Origin of the sequence: Achromobacter sp. 2789STDY5608621 (genome assembly GCF_001299375.1) — a bacterium.
Lineage (GTDB): Bacteria > Pseudomonadota > Gammaproteobacteria > Burkholderiales > Burkholderiaceae_B > Achromobacter > Achromobacter insuavis.
Window position 1 is genome coordinate 55952 of record NZ_CYTU01000025.1, and the last position, 18266, is coordinate 74217.

25 protein-coding genes are annotated in these 18266 nt (G+C 69.9%); 17 read left to right on the forward strand and 8 right to left on the reverse strand.

From position 1 onward, the window contains the following. Window positions 1-9: 9 nt before the first annotated feature. The 8 genes from AOZ53_RS21225 to sctW are packed head-to-tail and all read right to left on the reverse strand — an operon-like array spanning window position 10 to window position 6324. Window positions 10-276, reverse strand: coding sequence for an EscF/YscF/HrpA family type III secretion system needle major subunit (locus AOZ53_RS21225; protein WP_054432779.1), 267 nt, complete (start codon window positions 274-276; stop codon window positions 10-12). Between the two features lie 10 nt (window positions 277-286). Beyond that, window positions 287-559, reverse strand: a complete 273-nt coding sequence (locus AOZ53_RS21230; RefSeq protein ID WP_054432778.1) for an EscE/YscE/SsaE family type III secretion system needle protein co-chaperone — start codon at window positions 557-559, stop codon at window positions 287-289. A 25-nt stretch (window positions 560-584) separates the two neighbouring features. After that, window positions 585-1919 carry a type III secretion system inner membrane ring subunit SctD gene (sctD, locus tag AOZ53_RS21235; RefSeq protein ID WP_054489193.1) on the reverse strand — a complete coding sequence of 445 codons (1335 nt, stop codon included), beginning with the start codon at window positions 1917-1919 and terminating at the stop codon, window positions 585-587. Window positions 1920-1944: 25 nt separating this feature from the next. Continuing rightward, window positions 1945-4038 (reverse strand): type III secretion system export apparatus subunit SctV, encoded by a 2094-nt coding sequence (gene sctV, locus AOZ53_RS21240; protein WP_054432775.1) that lies wholly within the window; start codon window positions 4036-4038, stop codon window positions 1945-1947. 8 nt (window positions 4039-4046) lie between these two features. After that, window positions 4047-4406, reverse strand: a complete 360-nt coding sequence (locus tag AOZ53_RS21245; protein WP_054432850.1) for a type III secretion apparatus assembly chaperone SctY — start codon at window positions 4404-4406, stop codon at window positions 4047-4049. An 8-nt stretch (window positions 4407-4414) separates the two neighbouring features. Further along, window positions 4415-4822 carry a type III secretion apparatus assembly protein SctX gene (locus AOZ53_RS21250; RefSeq protein ID WP_054432774.1) on the reverse strand — a complete coding sequence of 136 codons (408 nt, stop codon included), beginning with the start codon at window positions 4820-4822 and terminating at the stop codon, window positions 4415-4417. 24 nt (window positions 4823-4846) lie between these two features. After that, on the reverse strand, window positions 4847-5227 hold the full coding sequence (locus AOZ53_RS21255) for a type III secretion system chaperone family protein (protein WP_054489195.1): 381 nt from the start codon (window positions 5225-5227) through the stop codon (window positions 4847-4849). Continuing rightward, window positions 5224-6324: a type III secretion system gatekeeper subunit SctW gene (gene sctW, locus AOZ53_RS21260; protein WP_054432771.1), complete on the reverse strand. Its 1101-nt coding sequence runs from the start codon at window positions 6322-6324 to the stop codon at window positions 5224-5226. The genes AOZ53_RS21255 and sctW overlap by 4 nt, the downstream gene beginning before the upstream one ends. A gap of 325 nt (window positions 6325-6649) precedes the next feature. Between sctW and AOZ53_RS21265 the strand changes: the two genes are divergently transcribed. From AOZ53_RS21265 to sctS, 17 genes are all read left to right on the forward strand, one after another. Further along, window positions 6650-7264: a hypothetical protein gene (locus AOZ53_RS21265; protein WP_054489197.1), complete on the forward strand. Its 615-nt coding sequence runs from the start codon at window positions 6650-6652 to the stop codon at window positions 7262-7264. A gap of 31 nt (window positions 7265-7295) precedes the next feature. Next, window positions 7296-7592: a hypothetical protein gene (locus AOZ53_RS21270; RefSeq protein WP_054489199.1), complete on the forward strand. Its 297-nt coding sequence runs from the start codon at window positions 7296-7298 to the stop codon at window positions 7590-7592. Between the two features lie 24 nt (window positions 7593-7616). Further along, the gene (locus AOZ53_RS21275; protein ID WP_054489201.1) at window positions 7617-8111 is read left to right on the forward strand and encodes a SycD/LcrH family type III secretion system chaperone; all 495 of its coding nucleotides are present in this window, start codon (window positions 7617-7619) and stop codon (window positions 8109-8111) included. A gap of 13 nt (window positions 8112-8124) precedes the next feature. Then, window positions 8125-9045, forward strand: coding sequence for a type III secretion system translocon subunit SctB (gene sctB, locus AOZ53_RS21280; RefSeq protein WP_156333467.1), 921 nt, complete (start codon window positions 8125-8127; stop codon window positions 9043-9045). A 50-nt stretch (window positions 9046-9095) separates the two neighbouring features. Then, window positions 9096-10316 (forward strand): type III secretion system translocon subunit SseC family protein, encoded by a 1221-nt coding sequence (sctE, locus tag AOZ53_RS21285; RefSeq protein WP_054489204.1) that lies wholly within the window; start codon window positions 9096-9098, stop codon window positions 10314-10316. Between the two features lie 24 nt (window positions 10317-10340). Further along, window positions 10341-10802 carry a SycD/LcrH family type III secretion system chaperone gene (locus tag AOZ53_RS21290; protein ID WP_082385724.1) on the forward strand — a complete coding sequence of 154 codons (462 nt, stop codon included), beginning with the start codon at window positions 10341-10343 and terminating at the stop codon, window positions 10800-10802. 87 nt (window positions 10803-10889) lie between these two features. Continuing rightward, window positions 10890-11303: a hypothetical protein gene (locus tag AOZ53_RS21295; RefSeq protein ID WP_231690658.1), complete on the forward strand. Its 414-nt coding sequence runs from the start codon at window positions 10890-10892 to the stop codon at window positions 11301-11303. Window positions 11304-11383: 80 nt separating this feature from the next. Next, a complete protein-coding gene (gene sctI / locus AOZ53_RS21300) occupies window positions 11384-11725 on the forward strand; it encodes a type III secretion system inner rod subunit SctI (protein ID WP_280527105.1) in 342 nt (113 codons plus the stop codon). Window positions 11726-11802: 77 nt separating this feature from the next. Continuing rightward, window positions 11803-12567, forward strand: coding sequence for a type III secretion system inner membrane ring lipoprotein SctJ (gene sctJ, locus AOZ53_RS21305; RefSeq protein ID WP_231690660.1), 765 nt, complete (start codon window positions 11803-11805; stop codon window positions 12565-12567). A gap of 2 nt (window positions 12568-12569) precedes the next feature. Further along, window positions 12570-13226, forward strand: coding sequence for a SctK family type III secretion system sorting platform protein (locus AOZ53_RS21310; protein ID WP_054476559.1), 657 nt, complete (start codon window positions 12570-12572; stop codon window positions 13224-13226). Then, a complete protein-coding gene (locus tag AOZ53_RS21315; RefSeq protein ID WP_054476562.1) occupies window positions 13196-13834 on the forward strand; it encodes an HrpE/YscL family type III secretion apparatus protein in 639 nt (212 codons plus the stop codon). Before AOZ53_RS21310 ends, AOZ53_RS21315 begins: the two co-directional genes overlap by 31 nt. 2 nt (window positions 13835-13836) lie before the next feature. Further along, window positions 13837-15168: a type III secretion system ATPase SctN gene (gene sctN, locus AOZ53_RS21320; RefSeq protein ID WP_054432754.1), complete on the forward strand. Its 1332-nt coding sequence runs from the start codon at window positions 13837-13839 to the stop codon at window positions 15166-15168. Then, window positions 15165-15671, forward strand: a complete 507-nt coding sequence (locus AOZ53_RS21325) for a type III secretion protein (protein ID WP_054476564.1) — start codon at window positions 15165-15167, stop codon at window positions 15669-15671. The genes sctN and AOZ53_RS21325 overlap by 4 nt, the downstream gene beginning before the upstream one ends. Continuing rightward, a complete protein-coding gene (locus AOZ53_RS21330; RefSeq protein ID WP_054489212.1) occupies window positions 15668-16228 on the forward strand; it encodes a hypothetical protein in 561 nt (186 codons plus the stop codon). Before AOZ53_RS21325 ends, AOZ53_RS21330 begins: the two co-directional genes overlap by 4 nt. A 12-nt stretch (window positions 16229-16240) precedes the next feature. Then, the gene (gene sctQ / locus AOZ53_RS21335) at window positions 16241-17320 is read left to right on the forward strand and encodes a type III secretion system cytoplasmic ring protein SctQ (RefSeq protein ID WP_054489214.1); all 1080 of its coding nucleotides are present in this window, start codon (window positions 16241-16243) and stop codon (window positions 17318-17320) included. Next, window positions 17317-17985, forward strand: coding sequence for a type III secretion system export apparatus subunit SctR (gene sctR, locus AOZ53_RS21340; RefSeq protein WP_054432750.1), 669 nt, complete (start codon window positions 17317-17319; stop codon window positions 17983-17985). The genes sctQ and sctR overlap by 4 nt, the downstream gene beginning before the upstream one ends. 7 nt (window positions 17986-17992) lie before the next feature. Continuing rightward, a complete protein-coding gene (gene sctS / locus AOZ53_RS21345) occupies window positions 17993-18259 on the forward strand; it encodes a type III secretion system export apparatus subunit SctS (RefSeq protein WP_006392849.1) in 267 nt (88 codons plus the stop codon). Window positions 18260-18266: the final 7 nt, after the last annotated feature.

Sequence of the window (18266 nt, forward strand, 5' to 3'; positions counted from 1 at the left end):
GAGGCCGGCTCAGCTGGCTTTCTGGATCACGCCCTTGAGCGAGTCCGCGATCTGCTTGGTGATCGTGCTCTGGATCTCGATCAGCATGGTCCACTGTTGCACCTGTTGCTGCATCTTCAGCATGTCCGCTTGCGACACGCTGCCGTCGGCGTTGGTGCGCAGGTTGGACAGCGTCGTCTGCAGGTTGCTTTCCTGCGAACGGATGCTGTCGTAGATCGTGCTGTTCACGCTGTTGAAATTCAGGCCGGACGAGCCGGTCAAACCGTTCAAAGCCATGGTGCGTCTCCTAGCGATTCAGGGGAGAAAAAGCGGCGGGCGGCGCGTCGGCGCCATCCCGGGGATCAAGCGGCAGCGCGGCCAGCACCTCGCGCGCGGCGGCGGCAGCCTGCGCCACCGCCTGGTATTGCTGGAAAGCCACCGGCACCAGGCCCGAGTCCAGGCGCTGGTTGGCGCCTTGCTCCAGTTCGGCGAGGCGCTGTGCCAGTTCGGCGCGCAACGCGGCGCCGCCGGGGGCGGCCAGGCGTTGTTCCAGTTCGGTCAGGGCGGTCGGATCGGTCATGGTGTCAGGGGATCTGGGTGAGTGGTCAGCGCGTCACGATGGCGGCGCGCGGGCCTTCGAAAATGATGCGGGTGTTTTCCACGGAGACCAGGCGGTACTTGCGGTAGACGCCGCCCACCAGCAGCTTGCTGCCGTCCTCGAGCACGATGAAGGGCTGCGGCCCGCCGACCACGCTGCGGATCACGAATGGCACGCTGTCGGCCGCTGGCGAAGCGCTGGCCGCGGCCAGCCGGGCGACGCCGAGGTGGTTCTGGTTGAACTCGTTCAGCACGTCCTGCAGGCGCGCCTGCTGGTCGTCGTCGAGCGCACCCGCGGCGATCTCCAGGTGATCGGGTTTCCAGGCGAGGGTGACGCCGGACAGGCCCGCGTCCACCAGCTGGCTGGACAGGGTGTCGCTCAGCTGCTGCGTCAGCGCGATGGCGTTGCCCAGCACCGTCATGCCGGGCAGTTGCGCGCGCAGCGCATCCAGCGCCGAGGCGCGCTCGCGCGCGCTGCTGGCGATGCCGACGACGTTCAGGCGGCCATCGCCCTCGTAGCGCGGTTCGTAGCGCACGTTGAAGGCGCGCAGCGCGGCGCGGGCGGTGCGCACCACCTCGTCTTCGTTGCTGATGCGCATGGCGGGCATGGGCCAGATCTGCGACAGCGCCGACGCCACGGCGTCCTGCTCGGCGGCGTTGCGCACCCAGCCGGACACCGTCACCACGCCATCGCGCGCCATCGAGACGTGCAGGCGCGAGGTCAGGCCCATGCGCTCGAACACCGCGGAGATCTGCCCCACGGATTTTTCCGCGGCGGCCAGGCGCGGGTCGACCTGCGGCGCGCGGCTGGCGGTCGATTGCGGCATCAGGGTCAGGACGATGGCGACGACGATGGTGAGCACTACCGCGCCCAGGCCCAGCGCCATGGGCCAGGAGTCGCGCTTGCGGCGCCGGCCCTGCGCGGGCGGCAGCGGCAGGCGCCGTTCCAGCTGGCGGTCTTCGTCGCTTGGCGCCGGCGCGACGGCGGGCGTTGCTTCGGGCGCCGCTGCCGGTTCGACCGCCGCGCGCGCTAGCGCGTCGTTGGCCGCATCGGGCGCGTGGGTCCAGGGGTCGCCGCGGCGGGCCACGGTGATCCAGACCGGGCCGAGCGGCACCGGCCGGTTGAACGGCGTGCCGGGCTGCGGGTTGGGCGCGGCATCGTCCAGCGCCAGGTCCCAGCCGCCCTCGCCGATGCGCACGCGCGCGGCGCGCGGGCCCACGCCGTCGTCGGCCAGCACGATGTCGCAGGCCGGGTCGGCGCCCAGCACCGCGCCGTCCGCGACCTGGCAGCGCGCATCGCGATGCAGGCCGGACAGCACGCGCAGTTCCAGCGCTTCGCTCATGAGGGGGCTCCGGTTGCGGGCGTGTTCACAGGTCCACCCTGGCCAGCGGCTGTACGTTGATTTCCTGGGTCAGCTCCTGGTAGGACAGCACCGGCAGCTCGTACAGGTCCTGCTCGATCATCTTGCGCAGGTAGCGGCGGATGTCCATCGAGGTCAGCAGCACCGGCTTCTGCGCCGCGGCGGTCAGGTCGCCGGTGGCGCGCTTGATGTTGTCCACCAGCTTGCGCGAGGCGTTGGGGTCGAGCGCCAGGTAGCTGCCCGCCGAGGTCTGGCGGATGGCGCCGCGCACCGTCTCTTCGACGTTGGGCGCCAGCAGATAGGCGGGCAGGATGTTCTGGCCGCTGGAATACTTGTAGCTGATGTGGCGCTTGAGCGAGACCCGCACGTACTCGGTCAGCAGCACCGAGTCCTTTTCCTTCTGGCCCCATTCGATCAGCGCTTCCAGCACGGCGCGCAGGTTGCGCACCGAGATGTCCTCGGACACCAGCCGCTGCAGGATCTCGGCGATCTTCTGCACCGGCATGACGCGCAGCGCTTCCTTGACCAGGTCGGGGAAGCGGTCTTCCATCGCCGTCAGCAGGAAGCGGGTTTCCTGGATGCCGATGAAGTCCGATGAGTATTTCTTCAGCACGAAGGCCAGATGCCAGGTCAGCACCTGGTGCGGGTCCAGGAACGGGATGCCGGCGGCCGACAGGGTCGGCGCCAGGCTCGCCTCGACCCACAGCGTGGGCATGTTGGGCAGGAAGCGCTTGTCGGTTTCGTAGGGCACCTGCAGCGCCTGCAGGTTCTGCTCGGTATCGCGCACCAGCACCGCGCCGGGCCGCAGCTTGCCCTGCGACACCGGCACTTCGGACAGCAGGATGTTGTACGTGTCCGTCGGCAGGGCGTCGTTGAAGCGCAGCTGGATGCCGGGGAACGGCACGCCCAGGTCGAAGTAGAGCGCGCGGCGGATCTTCAGCAGCTCGTCGTTCAGTTCGTCGGCATCGAAGCTGCGTTGCAGCGCGGCGGCCACGTCGATCATCAGCGGCAGGGTGGGCGCGAATTCGGCGCTGCCGTCGGCGCGCGGCCTGGCCTGCGGTTTCTGGCCGTCGGCCGCCAGCGCCGGGATCTCGGTGATCTCGCCCGTCTTTTCGTCCACCACCTTGCGCGTGCCGCGCAGCAGCACGAAGCCGATGGTGCCCACCACCGCGGCCAGCGCCAGGAAGGTCAGGGTCGGCATGCCCGGGATCAGGCCCATGCCGACCGCGATGGCGGCGGCGATCAAGAGCGCGCGCGGCTGCGCCAGCACCTGGGCGCCGATGTCCTTGCCGACGTTGGAGGGGCCGTCGCCGGTCTGCACCCGGGTCACGATGATGCCGGCGCAGATGGCGATGAAGAGCGCCGGGATCTGCGCGATGAGGCCGTCGCCGATCGTCAGGATCGAGTACACCTGCACGGCTTCGCCGGCGGTCAGGCCGCGCTGCATGGTGCCGATCAGGATGCCGCCGAGCAGGTTGACCGCGACGATGATGAGTCCGGCGATGGCGTCGCCCTTGACGAACTTCATGGCGCCGTCCATGGCGCCGTAGAGCTGGCTTTCCTTTTCGACCACCGAGCGGCGTTTGCGCGCCTCGTCCATGTCGATGGTGCCGGCGCGCAGGTCGGCGTCGATCGACATCTGCTTGCCGGGCATGGCGTCCAGCGAGAAGCGCGCCGCCACTTCGGCCACCCGCTCGGCGCCCTTGGTGATGACCACGAACTGCACGATGGTGAGGATCAGGAACACCACCAGGCCGACGATCAGGTTGCCGCCGACCACGAAGTTGCCGAAGGTCTCGATGATGTGGCCGGCGTCGCCCTGCAGCAGGATCAGGCGGGTGGTGGCGATCGAGATGCCCAGGCGGAACAGCGTGGTGACCAGCAGCACCGACGGGAACGACGAGAACGCCAGCGGCGACGGCAGGTACATGGCCACCATCAGCAGGATCGCCGACAGCGTCATGTTGGCGCCGATCAGCACGTCGACCAGGGTCGTCGGCAGCGGCAGGATCATCATGAAGATGATCGAGACGATCAGGACCGCCAGGACGATATCGTTGCGGCTGGTGGCGGCGGCGACGACGCGGTTCAGGGCTTGCATGGGGCGGCTCAAGTCGTTTCTGCTTCGGTGGGCGCGGCCGCCGCGGCGGGGCGCAGGGCAACGTAGGCGCGCATGGCCGCGGCGGCCTCGTCGCGACGCTCCAGGGCCAGCAGGGCCTGCGAGCGGATCAGGTGGAAGGGCGCGTCGACGCCGCCCTGCATGGCCAGCTGGTCCAGTGTCGACAGGGCCGCGTCGGGCTTGCCGGCGCGCAGTTGCGCCAGCGCCAGCGTGGCGAGCTGGCGAGGGTCGGCCAGCCCCAGCGTGCGCAGCGCGTTCAGCACCACGGCGGTCTTTTCGGGGCGGTTGTTTTCCAGGTAGACATAGGCCAGCAGGCTGAGCAGCTCGCGGGCGTCGGGCGTCAGGGGCATGGCGGCGGTCATCCCTGGTACAGCGCGCTGCGGTACATGGCGACCAGCTCGCGCAGGCCGGCCTCGTCCTTGAGCAGCCGCACCGCGCGGTTCAGCGCGCGGGCGTCCTCGGGATTGCGGTCCTGGCTCTGCTCGGCCGCGGCGGACAGGCCATCCAGCGTCGCCTGCAGGGCCTGGGCGAACTTGCCGGGCAGCAGCAGGTCGCGGTTGGCGACCGTGGGGCGCAGCTGGCTGTCGAGGTAGCGGTCGATGTTCGGCGTGTCGAGCAGCTGGGCCAGCTGCGCCTTGACGCCGTCGGCCGGCGGCGCCAGTTCCTGGCGTTCGGGCAGGTGCTGGCCGGCGGCCTCGCGGCCGGCGTAGGTGATGCCGTCCAGGCCCCGGTCGAAGGCGAAGCCGCTGATGCGCATATCGGACATGGTGTGAGGGTCTCCGTTCCGGGGTCAGTCGGCGCGCGCGTCGTCGAGCCAGCGCGCCAGCGTGTCCGCCGCGCGCCGCAGCGCGGCGGCGTCGGCCTGGTCGGCGGGCAGGCGGGTCAGCGCCAGCAGCCGGGGAATGCCGTCCTGGTCGCGCAGGGCGGCCTGCACCGGATAGCCGGCCAGGCGCGAATGGTGCGCCCGCCGCCAGGCCTGCAGCAGGCGCGTCGGGGCGTCGTAGGGCACCGGATCCGAGACGTAGACCAGCACCTCGGTGTCGGCCGCCTCGATGGCGACCCGACGGCCCGAGTCCAGCTGCAGCGCCAGGTTGCCGCCGTGCCCCAGGGCCAGCCGGTCCAGGCCGATGGTCTCGCCGAAGGCGCCCAGGGCGCGATCCAGGCTGTTCATTCGTATTCCTCGTCGATGGCCGCATCCAGGGCCAGTTGCGCCGCGCCCAGGACGGACTGGCGGGCATCCGCGTCGGGGTACATCGGCAGCGGCAGGTCCTTGAGCACCGCGCGCACGCCGCCCAGGAAGGTGATGCGCGCGGCGACGCTGTCGGCGCCGTGGCTGGCCGCCAGGGCCGCGAAGCGCGATTCGGAGATCCACTTCTCGTTGCTGACGTTGACCAGGTCGCGCATCAGTTGATCGGCCGCCAACGGCTTGCCGTGTTCCCGCGCCATCTTGTCGCCCAGTTCGCCGCAGCCATCCAGCACGGTGACCGCCACGCCCAGCTGATACAGATCCTGCATCAGCGCCTGCAGCCGGTCCGGGCTGGTGGATGGGCGCGCCGCCGCCAGGTCCTGGCCGAGCGCCTGGATCAGCTGCTGCAGGCCGCGGCCGACGTCCTTGCCGCCGAAGCGCTCCAGCGCCAGCGCCAGGGTCTTGGCCAGCGACGCTTCGCCCAGCACCACGTCCTGGTAGGTGCGCTGGAAGTCGGCCACGCCGCGGGCGTCGCCGGCATAGCCTGCGGCCGCGCCGATGGTGTTCAGGCTGGCGCGTATCTGCGGGCCGCTTTCCAGCTCCAGGTCGGCCAGCGCTTCGCGCAGGCCGTCCAGCACGTCCTCGGGGGCGCCGTCGCGTTCGCCCTGGCGCAGCGCGTACTGCAGGCCGAGGTACTGGCCGGCGGCATCGCCGAAGGCGCGGGCGGCGGCCTGGCGCGGATCGGCGCCGCCGGCCAGCAGGTGGCGCGCCAGTTCGATCAGCTTTTCCTGGGCGTCGGCGTCGTGCGACTCGGCCAGGTAGGCCACGATGGCCTCGGCGCTGAGCAGCTGCAGCGGGGCGTCGCGGCCGATCTTGCGTTCGGCGTGGTGCTTGTCCTCGGTCTTCTCGGCCATGTGCAGGCTGAGTTCCTCGGCCGAATCCGCCAGCGAGATCTCGCCATCCACCGCCACGGCGGCCTGGCCCAGCATCGTGCCGACCTGCTGCTGGCCGCTCTGGGGGGCGGCTTGCGAGGTCGTGGACGAGAAAGCGGAAGGGGGCAGGCCGGCGTCGATACGGTTCATGAAGGCGCGAGGAACGGCGGACGAAGGCCGCGCACAGTCAGGGGTAGTAACGGTTGGGCGGGGAAAGTTCCATCTTCTTTGCATGGAACCCTGACGCGGCGTCGGTGACGAACGGCGGCCTGGCCAGCCAGGATCGGGGACAGCGCCGGGAAGCATGAAATTCGAGGGTTTACCCGGATTCATTGCGATGCCTGGCGCGGTCGCGCCGGAAAAAAGTTTCCGGCGGGATGGAACTCTCCGGGCGGGCCTGTCACTTACCGGGGGACAGGAAACCACAACGCCGCGTCGCTTCGCGGCGGATCTCATCGGGTACAGGAGAACGAGCATGTCAACCATCAATGCAAACGGCGGCGTCGGCGCCATATCGCTGCAGAACCTCCAGTCCATGGACATCGAAACCGCGCTGATGGCGGTGCAGAGCGAACGCACCAAGCTGCTGGATACCCAGTTGCAGGCGCAGATCCAGGAAGTGCAGAACCGCAACGAAATGATCGGCAAGCTCAACAACGTGCTGAACGCCCTGAACGCGGCGGCGGGCCAGTTCAAGGCAGGCGCGTCCGGCACCGACAAGATTCCCGACTGGAACAACGACAAGGTCAAGGCGATCGAGATTCCGCTGAACGATGCCATCAAGGCGGCCGGCCTGGGCGACCTGGGCTTCACGGCGCGCCAGGGGCGGATCAGCAACCCCTCGGATCCGATGGGCACGGTATTGCCGGCGGCGACCAACATCATGCAAGGCGCCACCACCAAGGGCGAGGTCGACGCCGCCATCAACAAGGTCAAGGGCATGATCGACGCGGCCGGCAACAGCCAGCAGATGGACATGCTGCGCCTGCAGAGCTTGACCAACAAGCGCAACGAGGCCTTCGACGTCATGACCAACTTCGTCAAGAAGATGCAGGAAAGCCGGTCGTCGATCATCGGCAACATGCGCTGATCACGCCTCCCACCGACAGACGGAATCCATCATGGCGAATACGAAAGACATCGAGCAACTGATGCGCGAAGCGGACGACCTCACGGCGACGGCACGGCAGGCGCTGGGCGCGTCCGACGAGTTCTACCGGGACCAGGGCCTGGACGCGGACAAGGTCCGGACGGTGCTGGCCGGCCTGCTGGACGACAAGGGCCAGGCCCAGGCCCTGACCCAGTTCGAGCAGGACATGGCCGAGGTCGAGCGCGAGACGGCCGAGGAAGCGGCGCGGGCCAGTTTCGCCGCGCCCCAGCGTGGCGGCGCGGTCAAGAAGCCGCGCTTGATGGTCTGAGCGCGGGCGACAGGGAGAGAGGCCATGAATCAGCGGGAACAGCCGGATGGCGGCGCGCGGGACTTGCAGGCCGCCGCCGAGGATCTGTCCGCGATGCTCAGACTGGGCGGCACGCTGGGATCCGGCATGGGCGTCACCGAGGCGGAATGCGATGCCTTGTACCAGCTGGGGCACGGACTGTATGAGCAAGGCCGTTACAGCGATGCCTTCAAGGCCTTTTCCATGCTGGTCATCTATGACCACCTGGAACCGCGCTACCTGATGGCGTTGGGCGGGGCGCAGCAGATGCTGTCCCGCTACCAGGATGCCCTGCTGCAGTACGGCGCGGCCGCATTGATCCGGCTGGACGATCCGCGCCCGGTGTTTCACAGCGCGGAATGCCTGATCGCGATGGGACAGTTGCCGGAAGCGGTCGAGTCGCTCGATCTGGCGCTGACGTTGTGCGAGGACGAGACGCACGCCGCGTTGCGCGCGCGGGCCGAGGCGCTGCGGCAGGCGCTGCAAACGAAAATGCAATAGGCGGGAACGCACCATGACGATTTCAGGAACCACTCCCAACAGCGGCAACCTTCCCCTGGCCATGCCGGATGCCGGCGCGGCGGCGCCCGCGGCGGCCGCCAATCCGGCTGCCGCCATCCTCATGCTGGACGCGGCGGCGCAGATCAAGCAGGGCAACCCCGCGGACACTCTGTCGGCCTTGCTGCCGGCGCCGTCGATCGCGGCGGGTGGCGCGCAGGCGGCCGATGTCACCAAGGCCCTGGCGCAGCTGGGGATGACGGATGTGGCCGGCGATATCTATGCGGTGATGGCGCTGTTCCAGAAGATCGCCCAGGAGCAGCGCAATGCGGCGCGGGAAGTCCGCGGCGCCGAGATGCAGGCGCAGATCGCGGACCTGAAAGGCGCCGCGCAGGAGATCCGCAACGCCGCGCAGGAGCGCATGGTGGGCGCCATCGCGGCCGGCGCGATGCAGATCGCGGGCGGCGTGGCGCAGATCGCGGGCGGCGCGAAAGCGATGGGCATGGGGCTGAAGGGCGCGGGCCAGACCATCCAGAGCGGCGAAAAGACGATGGAGGCCGCCAAGAGCGCCGGTTCGTCTGACCTGCAGGCCCAGGCCAGGATGCAGGATCTCCAGGGGCAGGCCAAGGTGCTCGACGGCATGGCGCAGCAGTCGACCACCCGGGGCCAGTTCGCCAGCGCCGCGGGGCAGGGCGCCAGCGGCATCGCCGGGGGCATCGGCGGCATCATCAACGCGGCGCAGGAGCGCAAGGCCGCCGAGCATGACGCCACCAAGGCCGAACTGGAAGCGTCCTCCAAGGTGCACGAGTCGGCCGTGCAGCAGGCCAATGAACTGATGCAGCAGATGATGGACGTCATCCGCGATGTGCGCGACAAGCTCGGCTCGATCGAACAGTCACGCGTGGAAACCAACCGGGGCATCGCCCGCAACATCTGATGCGGAATGCGGCCGGGCGCCTGGCGCCCGGGCATTCCAGGGAGTGAATCATGAGCGCGATCAGTTCGAATCCAATGCCGCCGGGCGGCGGCATGCCGCTGCCATTGACCGAGTCCGCCACGACGGGCGCGTCCGCGCCTGTCACCAATCCGGACCTGCTCAAGGAATTGGCCGACATGGCGGCCTCGCTGGCGGCGGCCAAGGGCGGGGCGGACGCCGGGGACGGCGTCAGCAATGGCAAGGGTGCGCCAGCGCTGGATGCGCCGGCCACTGCGCTGTCGGCCGGCGACCTGCTGGATCTGCTGCGGACCATGCGCAGCAAGTCCCAGGATGCGCAGCTGACCGCGGCCAAGGAAAGCCTGGAGACGGCGCGGGTGAACGCGCAGAAGAACAATGAGCACCAGGCCGAGAAGATCAAGGAATGGGTCGACAAATGCAAGGAAGCCGATAGCAAGGGCATCCTGGGCAAGATATTCGGCTGGATCGGCAAGATCGTGGCGGTGATCGCCTCCGCGATCGCGGTGGCGGTGGCGGCCGTGGCGACCGTGGCGTCGGCGGGCGCGGCGGCGCCGATGCTGGCGCTGGCGACCCTGGCCCTGGTGGGCACCACGATCTCGCTGGCGGACCAGATATCCCAGGAATGCGGCGGGCCGCAGATCAGCATCGGCAACCTGCTGGGCACCATGGCCTCGAAGTTCCTGGAGGCTTGCGGCGTCGACAAGGAAACCGCGGGCAAGATCGGCAAGGTCATGGCGGGCGTGGCGGCGCTTGCCATGCCGGTGGCGCTGTTGATCGAGCCGCAGCTGCTGGGCACGCTGGCGACCGGGGTCTGCGAACTCGCGGGGGCGGACCCCAAGACCACGGCCATCGTCGGCATGGCGATCGGCATGGCCGCGGCGGTCACGGTCGGCATCATCACCGCCGTGGCGTCCGGAGGCGGCTCGGCCGTGTCCTCCGCCGTCAAGGTGACCAACAACATCGTCTCGGGGGCCGCGCAGGTGGCGCAAGGCGTGGCCAGCGTCGGCACGGGGGCGGTCAACATCGCCGTGGCCAAGGACAAGCGGGATGCCGAGAACATCCTGGCGTCCAAGAAGGAACTGGACGCCATGCTGGTGAAGCTGCAACAGCAAATGGATGAAAGCCGCGAAGAGATCAAGAAGGTCATGCAGCAGATCGAGGATGGCATCCAGGCGGTGAGCCAGATGATCAACGGCGCCGCCGACAGCATGGCGCAGATCACCGCCAACATCGGCAAGCGCAGCACGGTCTGAACACCCGCAACCAGGACGAATTACATGACACAACCCGCACCTATCGGCCGCTCGCCACTGGGCCAACAGGTCTACGACGGCCTGGCCAGCCTGCCGTCGGCCAAACGCTTCACGGCGGAGCAGCTCGAAGTGATCTATGCGCTGGCCTACGCCCACGTGGCGCAAGGCCAGTACGCCCAGGCCCTGCCGATCTTCGCCTTCCTGTCGCAGTATGGGCCGACGCGCCGGCACTACCTGTACGGACTGGCGCTGTGCCTGCAGATGGCCGGCCGCTACGACGAGGCGCTGAACATCAACGCGCTGTGCGCCACCCTGTTTCCCGAGTCCGCCCTGCCCACGCTGCGCACCGCCGAATGCCAGATGGCGGCGGGGCAGGTCGAGGAAGCCCGCGCGACCCTGGGCATGCTGACGCGGTATGCCCGCGCCGGCGGCGAGGCGGAAATCGGCAACCGCGCCCAGGCCCTGCTGGATCTGATGGCGCATTGAGACGAACCATGCATCCCTATGAATAGCGTATCTGGCGCGCCCGGTCGGGGCGCCGTTTCCACAGCCGCCTCCACCGAGGCGGCTTTTGTGCTTGAGGCGGACGACGCCAAGCTGCTGACCGAGGTGGGCTTTGTCGCCGCCGCCCGCGGTGACGTGGCACGCGCGGACCTCATCTTTGGCGCCTTGCGCATGCTGCGTCCCGGCCAGGCCTATCCGCTGGTCGGACTGGCCGTGGCGCGGTTGAATGCCGGCCAGGCGGGGGAGGCGGTCACGCTGCTGGAGCAGGCCTGTCGGGGCAACATCGATGACCGGGAACTGCTGCAGGCATGGCGCGGCTTTGCCCTGCAATTGGACGGCAAGGCCGCGCAAAGCATGCGCGTGCTGAGCGAAGCGGCGCAAGGCCATGGGCCTGGCGCCCGGCTGGCGCGGGGACTGCTGGGCCAGGCCGGCGACACCGACGACGCCGGCAGTGATGCGGGCATCGACCTACAACGGAGTTAGGAATCATGGAAATCGCCGCTCTTTCGGCTGCAATCGCCCCTCTTCAGAGTGTGCCGACGGCGCAGCCGGATCAATTGGCCATGGCGCGCTTCAATGCCATCATGGCCGCGCCCGAGGCCGGCGCGCCCGCGCTCACCGGCCTGCAGTCCGCGCTGCAATCGGCCTTCACGCCCGCGGTCGACGCCGCCCCGGCCACGCTCGGCAACCAGATCCTGGCCAGCCTGCGCAACACCACCACCGAGTACTCGGAGAAGTGGCAGAACATCTCGGGCCGCCTGGACGCCATGTCGTCGCAGCCGGCCATCGCCGACATGCTGCGGCTGCAGGCCGATCTGGTGCAGGTGTCGGTGCAGTACGAGCTGGTCGGCAAGGCCGTCTCGCGCACCACGCAGAACATCGATTCGCTCGTCAGGATGTCCTAATGCACGCCGTCGCGACACCGTCTTTTCCCCTTGCGGGAACCCGCCGCGTTTCGCCGCTGGGACGCCTGCGCTGGCTGATGCTGGGCCTGGCGCTGCTGCTGGCCGCGTGCGGCTCGCGGGTGGAGCTGTTTTCCGCCGCCAACGAGAGCGAGGCCAACGAGGTGCTGTCGGTGCTGCTGGATGCCGGCATCGCCGCGCAGAAGGCCACCACCAAGACCGGGGTGGCCGTGTCGGTGGACGGCCAGCAGGTGGCGCGCGCGCTCGACATCCTGCGCGCCCGCGGCCTGCCGCGCGAGCGCTTCGACGGCATGGGGCAGATCTTCCGCAAGGAAGGCCTGGTGTCGTCGCCGCTGGAAGAGCGCGCCCGGTATATCTACGCGCTGTCGCAGGAACTCACCAACACCCTGTCGCAGATGGATGGCGTGCTGGCCGCGCGGGTGCACGTGGTGCTGCCCGAACGCGGCGGCGTGGGCGAGAACACCACGCCGTCGACCGCGGCGGTGTTCATCAAGCACCAGGCCGGCTATAACCTGGACGCGCTGCAGCCGCAGATCCGCAAGCTGGTCACGCACGCGATTCCCGGATTGACCGAGGACCGCGTGTCGATCGCGCTGGTGTCGGCGCAGCCCGCCGCCGCGGCCTCTGCCGCCGGCCAGGCCACGCGGCAGGTGCTGGGCATCGAGGTGGGCGAGGGCTCGTCGGTCACGCTGCTGGCGTGGCTGGCGCTGCTGATCCTGCTGGTGCTGGGCCTGGCCGGCGCGTTGGCCTACGTGCTGTGGCGCTACGGCGTGCCGGGCCGCGCCCGGCCCGAGCGCCGCGAACCCGTGTCCGAGGCCCGCTGACGATGACACCCGCATCGGCGGCGCTGGACCGCAGGCTGGTTGAATTCAACCAGCTGCCCAGCCGCACGCTGCACCCGAGCCGCCACGCGGCCTATGCGCCGCCGGCCGCGCTGGCGGCGATTGCCGCCGCGCCCGGACTGGCGCCGGCATGGCACCGGCATTGGTCGCGCGAGATCCTGGACGCGCTGGGCCTGTGGCAACGCCCGGTGACCGATCCGGACCGCCCCGAACTGGCGCTGGCGCTGCTGGCGCCGGACGCGCTGGCGCAGTGCGCCCGCCGGCTGGGCGCGGTGCTGTGCGGTCCGCGGCTGCGCCGCGCCATCGCCGGCGACGAGGTGCGGGCGCTGATCGCGCATCTGGGCGCGGACCTGCTGGATTTCACCCGCCGCACGGCCGCGGGCCTGCACGACGGCCTGGCCGACAGCGCGGCCTGGACGCTGGCCGAAACCACCGCCGCGGTGGACACGCTGGGCCTGGGCGCGCTGCGCGCGGCCCTGAGCGGCGCCGGTCCCGAACTCGCGCAACGCGCCGAACTGAAATTGCCCGACCTGCCCGCGCCGTCCGCGCCCCTGCCCGCACCGCAGGCGCTGGCGCTGGGCCTGTCGCTACTGAAGAAAACGGAGCCCGCATGGCTTTCCTCATTCCCCGCGATCCGCTGACGCCGCGCGCCGCGGCCGGCCGCATCGATCCCGCCGCGCGCGTGCTGCGCGGCGCCGAGCTGGCGGCGTGGGCCGACGCCGAACAGTTGCTGGCGCAGGCGCGGGCGCGGGCCGACGAGATCGTCGGCGGCGCCCAGGCGGCGTTCGAGGCCGAGCGTCAGCGCGGCTACGAAGAGGGCCGCGAAGCGGCGCTGCTGGACCAGGCCGAGAAGATGATCGAGACCGTCGGCCGCACGGTCGAGTACTTCGCCGGCGTCGAGAACGAAATGGTGGAACTGGTGATGTCGGCCGTGCGCAAGGTGGTCGATGGCTTCGACGACCGCGAGAAGGTCATGGTGGTGGTGCGTAACGCCCTGGCGGTGGTGCGCAACCAGAAGCAGATGACCCTGCGGCTGAATCCGGCCGAAGTCGATACGGTGCGTGAGCAGATCAACGACCTGCTGGCCGCCTATCCCGGCGTGGGCTATCTCGACATCCTGGCCGATGGCCGGCTGGCGCGCGGCGCCTGCATCCTCGAAAGCGAGATCGGCATGGTCGAGGCCAGCCTGGAAGGGCAGATCCAGGCGTTGCGCCAGGCCTTCCAGCGCACCTTGGGAAGCCGGGTATAGCGATGCGCCAGTTCGACTACATCTCCGAAATGATGGAGCTGGCGCTGCAGGACACGCCGACGCTGCGCATCAAGGGCCGCGTGACCCAGGTGATCGGCACCATCATCAAGGCGGTGGTGCCGTCGGTGAAGGTGGGCGAGGTCTGCATCCTGCGCAATCCGGGCGAGAACTTCGAGATGAAGGGCGAGGTGGTGGGCTTCGCGCGCGACGCCGCGCTGCTCACGCCGATTGGCGACATGTACGGCATCTCCACCGCCACCGAGGTCATCCCCACCGGCCGGGCCCACATGGTGCCCGTGGGCCCGGGGCTGCTGGGCCGGGTGCTGGACGGGCTGGGCCGGCCGCTGGACGAGGCCGAGCTGGGGCCGCTGGAGGCCAGCAAGTTCTACCCCGTGTTCGCCGAGGCGCCGGACCCGCTCAAGCGCCGCATCATCTCGCAGCCGCTGGAGCTGGGCGTGCGCGCGCTGGACAGCGTGCTGACCTGCGGCGAAGGCCAGCGCATGGGCATCTTCGCGGCCGCGGGCGGCGGCAAGTCGACCCTGATGGGCATGCTGGTCAAGGGTGCGGCGGTGGACGTGACCGTGGTGGCGCTGATCGGCGAGCGCGGTCGCGAGGTGCGCGAATTCCTGGAACACGAACTGGGCCGCGAGGGCCGGCGCAAGAGCGTGATCGTCTGCGCCACCAGCGACAAGTCGTCGATGGAGCGCGCCAAGGCCGCCTACGTGGCCACGGCCATCGCCGAGTATTTCCGCGATCAGGGCAAGCGCGTGCTGTTCCTGATGGACTCGGTGACGCGCTTTGCCCGCGCCCAGCGCGAGATCGGCCTGGCCGCCGGCGAACCGCCGACCCGCCGCGGCTATCCGCCATCGGTGTTCGCCACGCTGCCCAAGCTGATGGAGCGCGCCGGCATGAACGAGCATGGCTCCATCACCGCGCTGTACACGGTGCTGGTGGAAGGCGATGACATGACCGAGCCCATCGCCGACGAGACCCGCTCGATCCTCGACGGCCACATCGTGCTGTCGCGCAAGCTGGGCGCGGCCAACCACTACCCGGCCATCGACGTGCTGGCCTCGGCCAGCCGCGTCATGAACGCGGTCATCACGCCGGAGCACAAGCGCGCCGCCGGCCGCCTGCGCGAGCTGATGGCCAAGTACCAGGAGGTCGAGCTGCTGGTGAAGATCGGCGAATACAAGCGCGGCGGCGACGCGGTCACGGACGAGGCCATCGACAAGATCGCCGCGATCAACCAGTTCCTGCGCCAGCGCACCGACGAGCGCGCCACGCTGCCGGATGCCCTGGCGCAGATGAGCGCCATCGTGGGGACGGCATGAGCGTCTTTGACGAACTGCTCGCCATCAAGCGCTTTCGCGAAGGCCAGGCCGAGATCGCGGTGTCGCGCCAGCGGCTGCGTCACGCCGAGGCCGATGCCGCGCGCGAGGCCTCCGAGCGGGCGCTGGCGGACTTCCGCGATGAATCCGAGCGGCGCGAGCGGGCCATGTACCACGACCTGTGCAGCCGCGTGGTGCGGGTGCGCGAGATCGAAGACGTGCTGCAGGGCGTGGCCGGCCTGCGCGAGGGCGAACGCCAGCACGAGCAGGCCGTGGAACAGGCGGCCGAGCGCCTGCGCGAGGAACACCAGGCGCTGGCCGAGCGCCGCGTCCAGCACCAGCAGGCGGTGCGCCTGACCGGCAAGTTCGTGGAACTGGCCAGCATCCACCTGGCCGAGCACCTGAAGGCGCTGGAGCACAAGGAAGACATGGAAATGGAAGAAGCCGCATCGCTGTCGCGCGACCGCGAGGACTGGGAACAGCACGAGGAGTTCGAGCCGGCATGAGCATCGACCGCCGCATCGGCCTGGATACCGCGATCGCGCAGGGCTCGGGCCTGGCCCAATCGGATGCGCAGGCGTCCGGCCGCCAGGCCAGCGACGCCGACAAGCAGGCCTTCGAGCAGGCCATGGCGCGCGGCAGGGACGAGCCGCCCGTCGCGCCGCCGGCCGCGCCCTCGCCGTTCTCGCTGTTCGGCGCGGCCCGGACCGATGCGCCCGCGCCTGCCGACGCGACGTCGCAGGCCCTGGCGCAGGCGCTGCAAGGCAGCGCCGAACAACTGCTGGTGGCCGACGGCAGCCAGGGCCGGCGCCAGGTGCGGGTGGAATTGAAGGACGACGTGCTGCCCGGCGTCAGCGTGTCGGTCTATGAAGAGGGCGGCCGTGTCATCGCCGACTTCGTCTGCGCCAATGAAACCTCGCGTGAGCGCCTCGCCGCGATGGCGCGACCGCTGGCCGAGCAATTGGCCGACAGCCTGGCGCGGCCGACGCGCGTGCGCGTCGGCACCGATGACCCGGAAGACCCCTGCCTGGCGGAAACCGACGCCGATGCGCCGGTCCGTTGATCCCTGGAACCCATGACTGCCAGTACGCTTCTCTCTTCCTCCCCGCTATCGCTGCCGCGCCTGTCCGGCAACGAGGCCCGCGCTCGCACGCTGATCGCGCGCCATGGCGCCGATCTGGCGGTCACGCTCGCGCCGCTGGCCGGCGTCGACGCCGAGCCGGCGCAGTGGCGCCTGGGCTTCACGCCCGGCGTGGCCGAGGCCCTGCGCCAGGCGGCCACGCTGTCGGCCGACCTGGAATGGGCCGGCGCGCGGCTGCGGCTGGGCCTGCCGGCCAGCGCCGCCGATGCCTGGCTGGCGGCGCGCCTGCCGGACGTTGACGCTGGCGCGCTGCCGCCGGCCCTGGTGTCGACCGCCATCGAGACGCTGTTGGCCGAGGTGGTCGCGGGCCTGGCCGAGGTGTCGCCGGGCGGTCCGCTGCGGGTGGTTGGCCGCGATGGCCCGGCCCCGGCCCTGGCGCATGGCTGGACCGTGGCCGCGCGCCATCCCGCCAACGGCGCCGCGATCTACGCCACGCTGGACACCGACGGCCTCGGCCTGATGCTGCTGGCCGGCCTGGTCGGCCGCGCCGCGCCGGCGGCCAGCGAGATCGACCTCGATGCGGTGCCGGTGCGCATCCGCGCCTGCCTGGGCTGGACCCACCTGGCCGCGGCCGAACTGCGCGGCCTGTCGCCGCGCGACACCCTTTTCCTGGACCACTGCCTGGTCTCGCCCGACGGCGAACTGTGGCTGGGCGCGGACGGCCAAGGGCTGCGCGTGCGCCGCCAGGGCTCCTCATACCTCGTTACCCAAGGCTGGACTTCCCTCATGACCGAGACGCCGCAACCGCCGCTGGATGCCGAAGCGGGCGCCCAGACACCGCTCGATATCGACGCCATTCCCGTCCGACTGACCTTCGAACTGGGCGAACGCCTGATCACCCTGGGCGAGCTGCGGCAGCTGCAGCCCGGCGAAACCTTCGATCTGGAACGGCCGCTGGCCGACGGCCCGGTGCTGGTGCGCGCCAACGGCGCGCCGGTGGGCAGCGGCGAACTGGTCGAGATCGACGGCCGCATCGGCGTGACGCTGCACCGGCTGGGCAAGGCGGGCGCATGAACGGCGCGGATCCGATCAGCCTGGCGGTGGTGCTGGCGCTGCTGGCGCTGGTGCCGCTGGCCGCCGTCATGACCACCTCGTTCCTGAAGATCGCGGTGGTGCTGACGCTGGTGCGCAATGCCCTGGGCGTGCAGCAGGTGCCGCCCAACATGGCGTTGTACGGGCTGGCGCTGATCCTGTCGGCCTACGTCATGGGGCCGGTGGTGATGCAGATCGGCGACGAGCTGCGCGCGCCGCCCGCGGTGGTGGCGCCCGGGGCGGCGCAGCCGGACCGGCTCGAAGGCATTCTCGACGCGGTGGCGCGCGGCGCCGAGCCGATGCGCGGCTTCATGCTCAAGAACAGCCGCCCCGAGCAGCGCGATTTCTTCCTGCGCACCGCGCGCGGGCTGTGGGGCGAGCAGCAGGCCCGCAACCTCAAGGAAGACGACCTGCTGGTGCTGATCCCGTCGTTCCTGCTGTCGGAGCTGACCGCCGCGTTCCAGATCGGCTTCCTGCTGTACCTGCCGTTCGTCATCATCGACCTGATCGTCTCCAACATCCTGCTGGCGATGGGCATGATGATGGTGTCGCCGGTCACGATCTCCATGCCCCTGAAGCTGTTCCTGTTCGTCATGGTCGACGGCTGGACGCGGCTGATCCAGGGCCTGGTGCTGTCCTACACCTGAGGCCGCCATGGGAACCGTCGACCTCGTCTCGTACATGACCCAGGCGCTCTACCTGGTGCTGTGGCTGTCGCTGCCGCCGATCGCCGTTGCCGCGATCGTGGGCACGCTGTTTTCGCTGTTCCAGGCGCTGACGCAGATCCAGGAGCAGACGCTGTCGTTCGCCGTCAAGCTGATCGCGGTGTTCGCCACGATCCTGCTGACGGCGCGCTGGCTCAGCGCCGAGCTGTACAACTTCACGATCTCCGTGTTCGATCTCTTCTACAAGATCCACTAGGAGCGGC